This window comes from Pseudomonas sp. KU26590 (assembly GCF_026153515.1).
Lineage (GTDB): Bacteria > Pseudomonadota > Gammaproteobacteria > Pseudomonadales > Pseudomonadaceae > Aquipseudomonas.
On the sequence record NZ_CP110644.1, the window covers coordinates 5,141,795 to 5,157,188 of the forward strand.

A 15,394-nucleotide genomic window follows, 5' to 3' on the forward strand; every position below is an offset into this window, starting at 1 on the left:
TATGAGCTTCGTCAGTGTCGAAAACCTGCAGAAGAATTACGGCAGCACGGCGGTCTTCAGCGACATCAATTGCGAAATCCACAAGGGCGAATTCGTCACCCTGCTCGGCCCGTCCGGTTGCGGCAAGTCCACCCTGCTGCGCTGCATCGCCGGGCTGACGTCGGTGACCAGCGGAAGGATCTTCCTTGATGGCAAAGACCTAGTGCCGGTGTCGCCGCAGAAACGCGGCATCGGCATGGTGTTCCAGAGCTATGCGCTGTTTCCCAACATGAACGTGGGACAGAACGTCGCGTTCGGCCTGCGCATGCAGAAAGTCAGTACCGACGAAATGAAGCAGCGGGTGGCCGAGGTGCTCAAGCTGGTGGAGCTGAACGAGTTCGCCGCGCGCTACCCGCATCAGCTGTCGGGCGGGCAGTGTCAGCGTGTGGCATTGGCACGTTCGCTGGTGACCCGCCCTCGCCTGCTGCTGCTCGATGAGCCGCTTTCAGCCCTCGATGCGCGAATCCGCAAACACCTCCGCGAGCAGATTCGCGCCATTCAACAGGAACTGGGCCTGACGACGATTTTCGTGACCCACGATCAGGAAGAAGCGCTGACCATGTCCGACCGGATTTTCCTGATGAATCAGGGTCGGATCGTGCAGAGCGGCGACGCCGAAACCCTCTACACCGCGCCGGTCGACGCCTTCGCCGCCGGCTTCATCGGCAACTACAACCTGCTGGAAGCCGATGCAGCGAGTCGCCTGATGCAGCGCCCGATCAACAGTCGCGTGGCGATTCGCCCGGAAGCCATTCAACTGAGCCTGACCGGCTCGCTGGAAGGCGAAGTGCGCAGCCACAGCCTGCTGGGCAACGTGATCCGCTACCGCGTCGAGGCCCGGGGCATAGAACTGGTGGTCGACGTGCTCAACCGCTCGGCCAGCGACTTGCACCCGAAGGGCCAGCGCGTCACCCTGCACATCGAAGCGTCGGCGTTGTGTGAAGTCGCATGAATTCAACGCCAACCCTGTAGGAGCGTGGCTTGTCCCGCGATCGGCGGGGAACCCGTCGTGAAACCTGCGACGAAGGTCAGAATGACACACCGCATTGGCCTGGGTTGCTGCCGGTTCCCGGCAGATCGCGGGACAAGCCACGCTCCTACAGTTGATCTGCGTGTGAATGATTTAAGAGGACAGTTTTAATGGCTTTAGCAATTTTCGATCTGGACGAAACCCTGATCCACGGTGACTGTTCAAGCCTGTGGAGCGAGCAGATGGGGCGGCTGGGCTGGGTCGATCCCGAGTGGTTCATGAAGAAGGACCACGAACTGATGGAAGCCTACGGCAAGGGCGAACTGGCCATGGAAGATTACATGGCGTTCAGCCTGGACCCGATGGTCGGGCGCACGCCGGAGGAAGTGGATTTTCTGGTAGGGCCGTGGGTCGAGGATTACATCGAGCCGATCATTTTCAGCGATGCCACTAAAACCATCGCCGAGCACCGCGCGGCCGGGGATCGCATTCTGATCATCTCGGCGTCGGGCGTGCATCTGGTCAAACCGATTGCCGAGCGCATCGGCGTTGATGAGGTGCTGGCCATCGATCTGGAAGTCGCCCACGGCGTTTACACCGGCAAGACCGCCGGCGTGCTCACCTACCGCGAAGGCAAGATCACCCGCTTGATGGCGTGGCTGGATCAGGAAGGCGAGAACCTTGAGGGTGCGAGTTTCTATTCGGACTCACGCAATGACCTGCCGCTGCTGCACAAGGTGGACTTCCCCCACGCAGTGCACCCGGACCCGGTGCTGCGGGAAGCAGCGGAAAAAGCCGGATGGCCGATACACCACTGGAAGTAATCCAGCCGCTCGTTGCAGGAGCGCGCTTGCCCGCGATGAGGCCGGTGCATCCGCTAGATTTTCGGCGGCTGTCACGGGTCTTCGCGAGCAAGGTGGAGCGCCACCCTGGTCGCTCTCACAGGTTAAGCCCTCCGGATCAGCAGGCTGTCACACCAGGCTTTCGTCGATCACCAGCACGACCTTGCCCGACACCTGATTGGTCGCCAGCTCCGCGTAGGCAGCTTCCGCTTCGCTAATCGGAAAGCTGCGCGCCAGTTGTGGCTTGAGGCGGCCTTCGGTGAACAGCGGCATGACGTGCTGCCCCAGATCGCTGAGCAGGTCGGCCTTGAACTGGTCGTCGCGGCTGCGCAGGGTCGAGCCGAGGATATGGATGCGCTTGCCCAGCACCTTTGCGAAATCCAGCTCGGACTTGCTTCCGCCCATCAGGCCTATCAGGACCAGACGACCGTCGACGCCTAGCACCTTGAGATTCAGCGCGGCATAGTTGGCGCCCACCGGATCAAGAATGACGTGGAACGGCGCGAAGTCGTTCAGCGCATCAAGGTTCTCGTTGCGCAGTACGCCGCCCTGGGCGCCCAGCGCTTCGCAATACGCCAGCCGTTCGGCGGAACCCACAGTGACCCAGACCGGGTTGCCGAAGGCCTTGCACAGCTGAATGGCAGCTGAACCAACGCCACTTGCCCCGGCGTGCAGCAACACTTTTTCGCCGGGCTTGAGGCCGGCCAGCTGGAACAGATTCAGCCAGGCGGTGGCGTAGACCTCAGGAATCCCCGCGGCTTCGTGCAGCGAAATGCCCTCGGGCACCGGCAGCACATGCCGGGCGTCGACCACGACTTCCTCGGCCATCGCCCCGCCTGCAACCAGCGCGCACACGCGGTCGCCGACTTCCCAGGCGGTGCCCGCGCCGACCTCGGCAATCACCCCTGAACATTCCATCCCGAGGATTTCCGTCACACCTGGCGGTGGTGGGTAATGCCCCGAGCGTTGCAGCAAATCAGCACGATTGAGTCCCGCCGCTGCGACCTTGATGCGGACTTGTCCTACATCCAGAGTCGGCGATGGCGCTTCAACCCATTCCACACGACCTTCAACGCCTTGCAATGCTTTCACAGTGCCTCCATAGTGAGTCTTGACTGAGCCCGATGTGCCTCACGGCCATTGGGCTTTTTGCATTATGCGACCGTGTTCTGACCGAACCGGCGACCTCCAAAGACGGCCTAATATGCGTTATCAATTGTCCCCGCGTCGAATCAGCATGAAGCATTTTTTACCCAGCACCACCCTTGCATTACTCATTGGCCTGACTGTCCTGCCAATGTCGGCCAGTTCGTTCGCCGCCAACAGCTGGGATAATCTTCAACCTGATCGCGATGAAGTCATCGCCAGTCTGAATGTTGTGGAGCTGCTCAAGCGCCACCACTACAGCAAGCCGCCGCTGGACGACAAGCGCTCGGAAATCATCTATCAGAGCTACCTGAAACTCCTTGATCCTGCGCGCAGCTACTTCCTCGCCAGTGACATCGCCGAGTTCGACAAGTGGCGCTTCCAGTTCGACGACTTCCTCAAGAGCGGCGACCTGGCTCCGGGCTTTACCATCTACAAGCGTTATCTGGACCGCATCAAGTCGCGTCTGGATTTCGCCTTGGCGCAGCTGAGCAAGGGCGTCGACAAAATCGACCTCAACACTCAGGAAACCTTGCTGGTTGATCGCAAGGACGCACCTTGGGCCAAAAACGAAGCCGAACTCGACGACCTCTGGCGCAAGCGCGTCAAGGACGAAGTTCTGCGCTTGAAGATCGCCGGCAAAGACCCGGCGAAGATTCAGGAAACCCTGACCAAGCGCTACAAGAACCAACTTGCCCGTCTGGGCCAGACTCGCAGCGAGGACGTGTTCCAGGCGTACCTGAATACCTTCGCGATGTCCTACGATCCGCACACCAACTACCTGTCGCCTGACAGCGCGGAAAACTTCGACATCAACATGAGCCTTTCCCTGGAAGGGATCGGCGCTGTCCTGCAAAGCGACAACGATAACGTCAAGATCGTCCGCCTGGTTCCGGCTGGCCCTGCCGCCAAGACCAAGCAAGTGGCAACCGCCGACAAGATCATCGGCGTCGCCCAGGGCGACAAAGAGATGGTCGACGTGATCGGCTGGCGTCTGGACGAAGTGGTCAAACTGATTCGCGGTCCGAAGGGCTCGGTAGTGCGTCTGGAAATCGTCCCGGCCAGCAATGCGCCGAGCGACCAGACCACCAAGATCGTGTCGATCACCCGCGAAGCCGTGAAGCTCGAAGAGCAAGCGGCGAAGAAGTCGATCCTGCACCTGAATCAGGACGGCAAGGATTACAAACTGGGCGTCATCGAGATCCCTGCTTTCTACCTGGACTTCAAGGCCTACCGCGCCGGCGATCCCGAGTACAAGAGCACGACCCGCGACGTCAAGAAGCTGCTGACCGAATTGCAGTCGGAGAAAGTCGACGGCGTGGTCATCGACCTGCGTAACAACGGCGGTGGTTCGTTGCAGGAAGCCACCGAGCTGACCAGTCTGTTCATCGACAAAGGCCCGACCGTTCTGGTACGTAACGCCGACGGCAAGGTCGATGTCCTGGAAGACGAGAACAGCGGCGCGTTCTACAAAGGCCCGATGGCGTTGCTGGTCAACCGCCTCTCGGCCTCGGCTTCGGAGATTTTCGCCGGCGCCATGCAGGATTATCACCGCGCGCTGATCATCGGCGGCCAGACCTTCGGTAAAGGCACCGTGCAAACCATTCAGCCGCTGAACCATGGCGAACTGAAACTGACGCTGGCGAAGTTCTACCGGGTTTCCGGCCAGAGCACCCAGCACCAGGGCGTGCTGCCGGACATCGCCTACCCGTCGATCATCGACACCAAGGAAATCGGCGAAAGCGCGCTGCCTGAAGCGATGACTTACGACACCATCAAGCCGGCGATCAAGCCTGCGGTGGATCCGTTCAAACCGTTCCTCGCCCAGCTGCAATCACGTCACGACGTGCGTTCGGCCAAAGACGCCGAGTTTGTCTTCATCGAAGAAAAACTCGCGCTGGCGAAGAAGCTGATGAGCGAAAAAACCGTCAGCCTCAACGAAGCCGAGCGCCGCAAGCAACACGCCGACATCGAGAGCAAGCAGCTGGCGATGGAGAACGTGCGTCGCAAGGCCAAAGGCGAAGAGCCGCTGAAAGAGCTGAAGAAAGAAGACGAAGACGCGTTGCCTTCAGAAGACGACAAGACCAAACCCGAGGACGACGCCTACCTGGCTGAAACCGGGCGCATCCTGCTCGACTACCTGGGCTTGAGCGGTACGGTGGCGAAGAAGTAAAACAGCATGAAACGTGACGAAATGGTGGCAAATCGTCATCAAACAGTCATGAATCTGTCGTGAAATAGCGGGGCTCGGCGCCACAGGCGTCCAGCCCCTTTTTCTTGCCCCGAGATTGCCATGACCGTGACTGAACAGCTGAGCGCTCTGAGTTCGATCCTGACTCACGGCGACTTGCACAGCCTGTTCCAACCGATTGTGTCGCTGTCAGATCGGCGCATTCTCGGCTACGAAGCCCTGACGCGCGGCCCTTCCAACAGCGCGCTGCATTCCCCTCTCAGCCTGTTCGCCGTGGCCCGCCAGGCCGGGCGCCTGAGCGAACTGGAACTCGCTTGTCGCGAGTCGGCCTGCCGTCGCTTCAGCCAACAAAAGCTGGAGGGCAAGCTGTTCCTCAATATCTCGCCCGAATCCTTGCTTGAAGCCTCGCACCCGCCGGGGCGTACCTTGCAGCTGTTGCAGCGCTACGGTATCCCCCCGAGCCGCGTGGTCATCGAGCTGACCGAGCAAACACCGACCGACGACTTCGGCCTGCTGTACAACGCGCTCTATCACTACCGCGACATGGGTTTTTCCATCGCCCTCGATGACTTGGGCGCAGGGTATTCAAGCCTGCGGCTGTGGTCCGAATTGCGTCCGGATTACGTAAAGATTGATCGGCATTTCATCGACGGCATTCATCAGGACGCGGTCAAGCGCGAGTTCGTCGGCTCGATGTTGCAGATGGCCAAGGCGTCGCGAGCGCTGGTGATCGCTGAAGGCATCGAGCTGCAGGAAGAGCTGGCCGTCTTGATCGATATGGGGGTCGAGCTGGTTCAAGGCTATTTGCTGTGCCGACCACAAGAGTTTCCGCCCCGGGACGCCCATGCGCTGCTGCCGAAAATCGACCCTGCCGCCGCGACCCTGGTCGAAGAAACCAGTGACCTCAGCGCCCTGCTCAACGAGCAGCCGGCAGTGGTGCAGACCACGCCCACGGCAACGGTGCTGGAAGCGTTTCGCAAGCAGGCCAACCTCAACTCGCTGGCGGTGCTGGATGAGCAGCATCAGCCGATCGGCATCGTCCACCGCCACTCGCTGTCGGATGTGCTGCTGAAGCCCTTCGCCACCGAACTCTATGCGCGAAAGCCCATCAGTCGTCTGATGAGCGATGACTTTCTTGCCGTCGAGCTGAGTCAATCCCTGCAGCAAGTCAGCCGCCTGATTACCAGTCGCGCGCGGCAACGCATCGAAGAAGATTTCATCATCATGCAGAACGGCGCCTACCTGGGGTTGGGCCGGGTCATCGATGTACTGAAGTTGATTACCGAGGTGAAGATTCAACAGGCGCGCTATGCCAACCCTCTGACGCTGCTGCCGGGCAACGTACCGATTCAGCAATGCCTGACCCGGCTGTTGCAGCAGGGCCGTGAATCAATGATCTGCTACGTGGACATCGACAGCTTCAAGCCCTTCAACGACATCTATGGCTACGGGCGCGGCGACGAGGTTCTACTGTGTCTGGCGCAATGCCTGAACGACCGGATCGATCAGAGTCGCGACTTTGTCGGGCACATCGGTGGCGATGATTTCTTGATGGTGCTGGGCTCGGACGACTGGCGCAAACGCTTGAACATGCTGCTCGAGGACTTCCAGAACCAGTGCCGACGCTTCTACCGCGCCGAGCATCTGGAGGCCGGCTGCTTCGTGGCGCTCAACCGACAAGGCCACCGCCAGGAATTCCCGCTGCTGTCGCTGTCCATCGGCGTCGTGCACTTGCATCCGGAAGTCTGCACGACCCTCGACGCCAGCCAGCTTGCCGAACTGGCGTCCCAGGCCAAACACCACGCCAAAGAAGTGATGGGTGCGAGTTTGTATGTGATCAATACGCTGGAGGCGGAGGTTATGGCGACGTTGAATCAGGCGGTGTTGGGGTGAACCGACGGGGTTCGCCAGCAAGCCGGCTCCTACGGATTTGCGTCTGACGCAAATTGTGTGTCTGGCGCATGGTCAACTGTAGGAGCCGGCTTGCTGGCGAACACGCCATATCAGGCACATTGAGTGGTGCGGTTGAATCCGGTTCGCCATCAAGCCGGCTGCTACGGATTCATACCTGGCTCAGGTTGCGTGCCCAAACGGATGTCTCCCTGTAGGAGCCGGCTTGCTGGCTAACGGGATGCGGCTGTCACAGATACATCAACTGACACAACGCGCGCGCCCACCAAAACCAGCCACCCGGCAGAGGTCCCTCACGCTCACGTCATGTTTTGAACCATAACCCGAACGCACAGGAGACCGCCCCGCACTAGCCTTCCGGCACTTTCGCCAGACAGCAGGGCTACATCCCGTGACGAAGTATCACGCAGGTCGGTTGCGGACCGGACGCCATTCCCAGTCGGGGCAGATCTACCTCATCACGGCGGTGACCCACCACCGGCAGTGCTTCTTCGGAAACTGGCGAACGGGCCGACTGCTCGTGCAGCAGTTTCGCGATGCACAGGCGCAAGGCCTTGTGAACTCGCTGGCGTGGGTCGTGATGCCGGATCACTTTCACTGGCTGGTGGAGCTGGGCGACTGTGAGTTGGAAAACCTGATGTTGGTGGTGAAATCGCACACCGCTCGCAACGTGAACAAATCCCTCGGCCGGTCGGGTCGATTCTGGCAGCGGGGCTTTCACGATCGGGCGATCCGATACGAAGAAGACCTGCAGAGCGTCGCGCGCTACATCATTGCAAACCCCATCCGCGCGGGGCTGGTGAGGCGAGTGCAGGATTATCCGCTGTGGGATGCCATATGGGTTTGACGTGCTGATTTTGATTGCGTGCTGGCTCCAAGCTTGCGAGGGCCGGGCCATTACTGATGACAGCTGGCGCTACCTCGATCCGTAGGAGCCGGCTTGCTGGCGAATGCGTTGGGTCAGGCACATCCATATTGGCTGGCAGATTGCGGTTCGCCAGCAAGCCGGCTCCTACAAATCCGCGTTCGACTATGGATTCGTGGCGTCGGCGCGTGCGTGTGTGAATCCACGTTCGGTTTTGGATCGCGGCGTCGGTGTGCGCGAATGTTGAATCCAGGACAGCGTCGCATGCACGGCCGGCGTGGGATATTCGACGGCGGCTTATGGGTGTCGCGTCGTTACCGTTGAAAGCTGGCGCGAACTCAATCCGTAGGAGCCGGCTTGCTGGCGAATGCGTTGGGTCAGGCACATCCATATTGGCTGGCAGATTGCGGTTCGCCAGCAAGCCGGCTCCTACAAATTCGTGTTAGCCATTGGACTCGCGGTGGACTCGCCATGGCATTCAGATAGCGCCTGCATCCAGGTCGGATTGGATCTGACAAGATCCAGGACTACTCAGGTTTGCTCGGCTGCGCATACTCGAACTCAAACACCCGGGCGACTTCCGAGGCGTGCCAGGAGGCGGCGGCAATGCCGTCAGAAGGGCCGGAGAAACGGCCGAGGTGTTCGACGCACTCAAAGAATCCGGTGCGTGGCAGGCGACTGGCGCCTTGGCTGATCACCAACGCGCTGCGCAATGGCTGCTCGGCGCGGGCGTCGAGTGCGGCGAGGTGTTCAAGGGCCGCGGTCAGGGTTTGCATGGCGGGGGTGGGTAACTGCAACCGCTCCAGCAGCGCGCGATACGTCACCAGATGACGCTGGCGGCGGGCCAGGTCCAGTTCGGCGAGCAGCCCGTCCCAGTGCTGGCGACTGATGCGCACGCTCATGCTTCACCCCGCCAGCCCGCAACGCCCAGTTCCCACGCCAGACTCCGGCGAATGGCCGCGTCCGGCTCACGGGCGCCGCTTTCAATCAGGTCCAGGTAAGAAGGGCTGATGCCGACCGTGCGCGCCAGTTGCGCCACTTCCAGGCCCTTGGCCTCGCGCAATGCACCCAGCTGAGATAACGAAGGAAGGTCTGCAGCGGCAGCGGACGAGGACTGTTCAGACTCGGCCTCGGTGTGGATCGCCGCTCCGGACGCCGGGCCACGCGCAACACCCGCCGCGCGCAACAGGGCCTGATACTGCGCCCATGGCAGCACGGCATATTCCGGCTCTCCATCGCGCGAAATAACCTGAAGATCCATACCAACACCCCTGTAGGACAAAAACACGCTTTACGTGGTCTTTTTCTAAGTATGGGCGGCATCTTAACAGCGGTTGGCGACGACTTGCTTATGTGGAATCACTGAAGCACTGGCTGCGTCAGCGAAAACCGCACAAACGCGCCTTCAGATCTTTTTCTCGTGCTCCAGCAAGACAGGCGTCGCCGGCAAACGCTCAACCACAGCGAGCTTTTCCGGGTTCTGCAGCGCGCGCCATGCACGAAATGCGCTGAGCTCGGCCTCGAGGTGTTTCATCACCCATGCCAGCACGGCGATGTCATCCAGCATCCCCAGGCCGGGAATCCAGTCAGGGATTGCATCCAGAGGGCTGAGAAAGTACATCAGGCCCGCGACGATCGAGAGAATCGCCTTACCGCTGATGGCGCGATATTCCCCGCGCCAGTAGGCCAGGCACAACGATTGAAGCAGTTTCAAATCGTCCTTGATCTTACCCAGCCTACCGCCCTCACTGGCCGTTTTGCCTGCAACGGCAAACAGCAATGCGGGCAAGCGGCCTGCCGCCATCAAGCGCTTGGCCATGGGTAGGTAACGAATGAGATTCCAGGGTGCTTTCATATCCACTCCACGATTACCGATAAAAATCGACCTGCTGGCTTACTGCGTATGTAGCGGCAGCCTACTGACTCATACGCCGATTCCGCACCCGAAGGTTATCCACACAAATTGTGGATAACCTTGTGAACAGACCCGTTTTTCGGGGTCGGAACGCCCGTTCTAACGGGTCCGGACTTAGATCGCGCGTTTTTTACACACATAAAAACTCGCGAAAGCCGTTGACTCAAAGGGCCTGTGGCGCTAGCCACAACCCAGTGAACACCCCGATGAACACCCTGCAGCCTCCGACAAATCCCGGCTTAAAGCACGTTAACCGTCCGACATGGGACTCTGCCCGTCCAGGCCGGTTCGATCAAAAAGAGGCGGAAATGAAAATGCCCCGTCGAGACGGGGCATTTCTTTCAAGCGGTAACCGGACTTACGAACGATTACTTCTTGGCGGCTGGCTTGGCCGGTTCAGCTGCCGGGGCAGCCTCTTCTTCTTCATCAGCGCCGGCAGCAGCATCATTGGCGCCTGCTGCTGCAGGGTCCTTGATGCCCAGCAGTTCCAGGTCGAAGACCAGAACCGAGTTCGCCGGGATCGTTGGGCTAGGGCTTTGTGCGCCATAGGCCAATTCGCTAGGGATGTAGAGTTTGACCTTCTCGCCTACGTGCATCAGCTGCAGACCTTCAACCCAACCCGGGATCACGCCGCTCACCGGCAGATCGATCGGGCTGCCGCGCTCAACAGAGCTGTCGAACACTTTGCCGTCAGTCAGCTTGCCTTCGTAGTGAACGGTCACGACATCAGTCGGCTTCGGTACTGGACCGTCGGCTTTCTTGATGATTTCGTACTGCAGGCCGGAAGCAGTGGTGGTGACTTCCTTACGCTTGCCGTTTTCTTCGAGGAACTTCTTGCCGGCGGCTGCCGACTCTTCGCTCATCTTGGCCATGCGCTCTTCAGCGCGCTTTTGCAGGTCGCCAAACGCGGCAACCAACTCTTCGTCTTTGAGCTTCTGCTCTTTCTTGCCAACGGCGTCTTCGATACCCAGCGCTACCGCTTTGGAATCCAGATCGTCCATGCCTTCCTGAGCCAGGCTTTTGCCCATGTTCAGGCCGATGCCGTACGAGGCTTTCTGGGCGGGGGTCTTCAGCTCAACGGTGCTGGCTTGCTTGTCACAGCCCGCGAGTACCAGACCGACCAGGGCAATCGCCGCTGCCAACCGATGCTGTTTCATTCTGTTTCCTTGTTCATGCGCCAATAGGGCAAACGAGTAAAGCCGCGAGCTTATCAGGCTGCCGCGATCAATGGCTACCGGCATGAGAGGGAGAAAAGGCAGATAAGTTCAGGTATCCAAAGGTTTTCTTGTTTGATCGGGAAATCCGTTCAGTTGGGGTTCAGCGCCCAGCCACGGGGTGAGCGAACGGCGCTAATACACGTCCCGCACGTAGCGCTTTTGCTCGCTCAGACAGCGCAACTGTTCGGCCGCCTTTTCCAGGCTGACGCCGCCCTGTTCGCTTATGACCCGACGCAAGGCCTGATCGACATCCCGCGCCATCCGCGAAGCATCGCCGCAGATGTACAGGTGTGCACCCTCCTCCAGCCAGCGCCAGAGTTCGGCACCCTGTTCCTGTATGCGCTGCTGAACGTAGATCTTTTCCGCCTGATCCCGGGAAAACGCCAGGCTCAGCCGGGTCAGCAGTCCGTCTTCGTGCATGCCTTGAAGCTCGTCCCGGTAGTAAAAGTCAGTGGCCTGATGCTGTTCGCCGAAGAACAGCCAGTTACGGCCCCGATCGCCCCGGGCACGCCGCTCCTGTAAAAAAGCCCGAAACGGCGCCACGCCGGTGCCCGGGCCGATCATGATCATCGGCACATCGCCATCGAGCGGCGGGCGAAAATGCCGGGTGGGTTGCAGGAAAATCGGCACCTCGCACTCGCCCGCCCGATCCGCCAGGAAGGTCGACGACACGCCTTTGCGCGGGCCGTAGCGCACAGCGGAAACCGTCAGGTGAACTTCATCGGGATGCGCCTTGGCGCTCGACGCGATGGAATAAAGCCGCGGTTGCAGCGGCTTGAGATGGTCAAGCCATTCCATGGCAGAGCAGGCAATCGGAAACTCTCGCAGCACGTCCGCCAACTGCCGCCCCCACAGCCAATCCTTCAGCTCGCTTTTGAAGGGTTCGGTCAGCAGGGTTTTCAGGTCATTGCTGCCGTTGCGCTCGGCGATGAATGCCAAGGTGTCTGCACCAGGTCGCGCGATTTCAAATTGCTCGGCCAGCGCCTGACGCAGCGGCACGTCGACCGCCTTCACGCCGCGCACCGGCTGCTCGGCATTCAGTCCCGTGAGCTCGAGCAGCTCGCTCACCAACTCAGGGCAATTGCGCGGCCACACCCCTAAAGCGTCGCCGGCTTCGTAGGTCATGCCCGATCCCTCAAGGGTCAGCGCCAGCTGCCGCGTGTCCTTGGCGGCACCGTCCGCGTTCAGTCTCCGATTAAGCGACAAACGCGCGTGATGGGGCTGTGTCCGTGAAGGCTGCTGCCCAAAAACCGGGGCGTTGTCGCCAACCGAAAGGGTAGGAAGATTCAGCGACAGCGCCTGCTGCAACCCCGTGAACCAGCTGTCTGCGTGGACCTGGTATTCGCCGTCGCAATCGACTCGGGCGATCAGCGATGAAGCGCCCAAGTGATGCAGGCGCTGGTCGAGGTTCTTGCCGTGCTGGCAAAAGCGGTCGTAACTCGAATCACCCAGCGCCAGAACGGCGTAGCGCAGCGACTCCAGACGCTCTTGCCGGGCTGCCAGTGACTGCCAGAATCGTTGCCCGTTGTCTGGCGCTTCGCCGTCGCCGAAGGTGCTGCTGATCAGTGCGACGTTCTGCAGCTGGTCCAGACGCCCGGAGGGAAAACTGTCCATCGCCGCCACCTGAACCGGCACGCCGGCCGTCTTCAACCGGTCGCCAAACTGTCTGGCCAACGCTTCGGCGTTCCCGGTCTGAGATGCCCAAAGCAGCGTCAACAGCGGCGCCTGGTCGGGTGCTGTCTGCGTCTCGGTCTCGGCTTGGGGCAATTCAAGGAAGCGATGCCCGATCAGCTCGACCTTGCGCAAGACAACCGCACAGCACTTGAATTCAGGCTGGCGAGAGATCGGGTCGACGGCGTCGTTGGTCACTGCGTTGATCGCCAGCTTTTCGCCGTACACGTCGTTCCAGTGAAAGGGCGCGAAGCAGTTGCCCGGCAACACGCGGTCGCTGATCACCGCAGGCAGCACCGCAAGGCCTCGGGCGGAACGGATCTCCACGCCATTGCCTTCGCAGATCCCCAGCGCAAGGGCATCGTCGGGGTGCAGCTCGACGAACGGCCGCGCATTCAGCGCGTTCAGTGTCGGGACTTTCCCGGTCTTGGTCAGCGTGTGCCACTGATGTTGGAGGCGGCCGGTGTTGAGCACCATGGGAAATGCATCGTTGGGCAGTTCAGCTGCAGGCATGTGCGGGCGTGGGAAAAATACCGCCTTGCCGTTTGCGGTGGGAAAAAGGATCGCAGGACGTGTAGCTGCGCCCTTCTCAACGGGTCGTGCGTCGATATCGCCGAGGTAACGAATCGGGTTGCGTGTGCGCTCTTCGTCGGGCGCGCATGGCCACTGCACCGGTTGATCCCGCAGCCGCCCATAGCTGGCGCCGCGAATGTCGTAGCCCGTGGCGGGGTTCCACGCCTGTTTGATTTCCCCGAACACCTCCTGTGACGAGGCGTAACTGAAAGCATCAGCGAAGCCCATTTCACAGGCGACCCTGGCGATGATCTGCCAGTCCGGCAGCGCCTGGCCCGGCGCATCAACGGCTTTTTGCGTCAGGTTGAGGGTGCGTTCGGAGTTGATCATCACCCCTTCCGCCTCAGCCCAGAGCGCGCCCGGCAACAGGATGTCGGCGTAGCGATTAGTCTCGGTGTCGAGGAAGGCGTCCTGGGTGATGACCAGCTCGGCGGCCTTCAGCGCGTCGATGACCGTGGTGCGGTTGGCAACGCTGGCCACCGGGTTGGTGCAGATGATCCAGCAAGCCTTGATCACGCCGTCGCGCATCTGCTCGAACAGGTCGATGGTGCCGCCGCCGGGCGTGTGCGGGATGCTGCCCTGGGGGATGCGCCAGAGGTCTTCGATGAAGCGGCGGTCGGCATCCACCAGTACCGAGCGCTGTCCGGGAAGCCCTGGGCCCATGTAGCCCATTTCCCTGCCGCCCATGGCATTCGGCTGGCCGGTCAGGGAAAAAGGACCGCTGCCGGGCCGACAAATCGCTCCGGTCGCCAAATGCAAGTTGCACAGCGCATTGGTGTTCCAGGTGCCGTGGGTGCTCTGGTTCAGGCCCATGGTCCAGCAACTCATCCACTCCTGCGCCGCGCCGATCATCCGCGCAGCCTGACGGATGTCGGCTTCGGCCAGGCCGGTGATCTGCGCGACGCAAGCGGGCGTGTACGCGGCGAGGAATTCGGGCATGACGTCCCAGCCCTGGGTGAACGAGGCGATGAAATCGGCATCGGTGTCGCCGTTCTCCACCAGCAAGTGCAACAGGCCATTGAGCAGCGCGAGGTCGGTGCCCGGTTTGATTTGCAGGAACAGCCCGGCCTTGTCGGCGGTGGCGCTGCGCCGGGGATCGACGACGATCAGCTTCGCCCCGGCCTTGACCCGGTCCATCATGCGCAGGAACAGGATGGGGTGACAGTCGGCCATATTGGCGCCAATCACGAAAAACAGATCGGCCTTGTCGAAGTCATCGTAGGACCCCGGCGGGCCGTCCGCGCCCAACGAGAGCTTGTAGCCGCTGCCCGCGCTGGCCATGCACAGCCGCGAGTTGGACTCGATATTGGCCGTGCGCACGAAGCCCTTTGCGAGCTTGTTGGTCAGGTATTGCGCCTCCAGGGACATCTGCCCCGAGACGTAGAACGCCAGTGCGCCGGGGCCGTCGCGATCCAGAATCCCACGCAAGCGTCGGGCGGTTTCGCTGATCGCAGCGTCCATGTCAGCACGCACCGGCTCGTGGCTGCGCTGATGGCGGATGTAGGCGGACTCCATCCGCCCCGACTCGGCAATCGCCTGGCCGCAGGTGGTGCCTTTGGTGCACAGTCGGCCGAAATTGCTCGGGTGTGTCTTGTCGCCGACGACCTTGATGACCCGGTTGCCCTCGACCTGCATGACGATGCCGCAGCCGACACCACAATAAGGACACACGCTCTTTACGCTGCTGCTCGCCATATTCCGTTTCCTGAAAGCAAAAAAAGACGCCCTGTTCTCATCCGTTGAAAAACGGAGAGCACACGGCGCCTTTGTCGTGAATATGGCAATCGGCGTTGATTGCCTGTGCGGACGATGTTGCAAACGGCAGGCCAGCGCGGGCTGGTGACGTGCAGACCGCATCAGACGCCGATACACGATGAATTCAGGCGGGTGGCTTCAGCTTCACGATGGGGCGGTCGGAGGGAAATCGCACTGTTTTCGTGCCGGTCAGGCTGACTCGAATCCCGCTTCTGCCCGACGGGGCGGGCAGAATCAAGCGCAGAACGCGCCGTACACGGGCGTGACTTACTCACCCATGACCGGCTGGCACAGCCATT

The 15,394-nt window shown here is 60.9% G+C and carries 10 protein-coding genes and 2 pseudogenes; 5 read left to right on the plus strand and 7 right to left on the minus strand.

The window, feature by feature from the left end:
• Position 1 precedes the first annotated feature (1 nt).
• Complete coding sequence (locus tag OKW98_RS22865; RefSeq protein ID WP_265386778.1) at positions 2–991, plus strand: ABC transporter ATP-binding protein; 990 nt, start codon at positions 2–4, stop codon at positions 989–991.
• 188 nt (positions 992–1,179) lie between these two features.
• On the plus strand, positions 1,180–1,833 hold the full coding sequence (locus OKW98_RS22870) for an HAD family hydrolase (RefSeq protein WP_265386779.1): 654 nt from the start codon (positions 1,180–1,182) through the stop codon (positions 1,831–1,833).
• A 147-nt stretch (positions 1,834–1,980) separates the two neighbouring features.
• Here OKW98_RS22870 and OKW98_RS22875 read toward each other — a convergent pair whose 3' ends face one another.
• Positions 1,981–2,943 (minus strand): NAD(P)H-quinone oxidoreductase, encoded by a 963-nt coding sequence (locus OKW98_RS22875; RefSeq protein ID WP_265386780.1) that lies wholly within the window; start codon positions 2,941–2,943, stop codon positions 1,981–1,983.
• Between the two features lie 145 nt (positions 2,944–3,088).
• Between OKW98_RS22875 and OKW98_RS22880 the strand changes: the two genes are divergently transcribed.
• The 3 genes from OKW98_RS22880 to OKW98_RS22890 all read left to right on the plus strand — a co-directional run bounded on the left by OKW98_RS22880 (position 3,089) and on the right by OKW98_RS22890 (position 7,946).
• Positions 3,089–5,170 (plus strand): carboxy terminal-processing peptidase, encoded by a 2,082-nt coding sequence (locus OKW98_RS22880; RefSeq protein WP_265386781.1) that lies wholly within the window; start codon positions 3,089–3,091, stop codon positions 5,168–5,170.
• Positions 5,171–5,290: 120 nt separating this feature from the next.
• Positions 5,291–7,081: a bifunctional diguanylate cyclase/phosphodiesterase gene (locus OKW98_RS22885; protein ID WP_265386782.1), complete on the plus strand. Its 1,791-nt coding sequence runs from the start codon at positions 5,291–5,293 to the stop codon at positions 7,079–7,081.
• A 409-nt stretch (positions 7,082–7,490) separates the two neighbouring features.
• Positions 7,491–7,946 (plus strand): REP-associated tyrosine transposase, encoded by a 456-nt coding sequence (locus OKW98_RS22890; RefSeq protein ID WP_265386783.1) that lies wholly within the window; start codon positions 7,491–7,493, stop codon positions 7,944–7,946.
• A gap of 545 nt (positions 7,947–8,491) precedes the next feature.
• On the opposite strand, the gene OKW98_RS22895 is transcribed toward OKW98_RS22890, so the two are convergent.
• The 6 genes and pseudogenes from OKW98_RS22895 to OKW98_RS22915 form a co-directional block, all read right to left on the minus strand.
• Positions 8,492–8,866, minus strand: coding sequence for a hypothetical protein (locus OKW98_RS22895; RefSeq protein ID WP_265386784.1), 375 nt, complete (start codon positions 8,864–8,866; stop codon positions 8,492–8,494).
• Positions 8,863–9,054 (minus strand): annotated as a pseudogene (locus tag OKW98_RS27690) (helix-turn-helix domain-containing protein); the annotation flags it as partial. The gene OKW98_RS22895 and the pseudogene OKW98_RS27690, both read right to left, overlap by 4 nt.
• Before the next feature lie 77 nt (positions 9,055–9,131).
• Positions 9,132–9,225 (minus strand): annotated as a pseudogene (locus tag OKW98_RS27695) (transcriptional regulator); the annotation flags it as partial.
• Between the two features lie 144 nt (positions 9,226–9,369).
• A complete protein-coding gene (locus OKW98_RS22905) occupies positions 9,370–9,819 on the minus strand; it encodes a YkvA family protein (protein ID WP_265386786.1) in 450 nt (149 codons plus the stop codon).
• A 428-nt stretch (positions 9,820–10,247) separates the two neighbouring features.
• Positions 10,248–11,036: an FKBP-type peptidyl-prolyl cis-trans isomerase gene (locus tag OKW98_RS22910; RefSeq protein ID WP_037013885.1), complete on the minus strand. Its 789-nt coding sequence runs from the start codon at positions 11,034–11,036 to the stop codon at positions 10,248–10,250.
• 192 nt (positions 11,037–11,228) lie between these two features.
• On the minus strand, positions 11,229–15,035 hold the full coding sequence (locus tag OKW98_RS22915; protein WP_265386787.1) for a bifunctional nitrate reductase/sulfite reductase flavoprotein subunit alpha: 3,807 nt from the start codon (positions 15,033–15,035) through the stop codon (positions 11,229–11,231).
• Positions 15,036–15,394 lie beyond the last annotated feature (359 nt).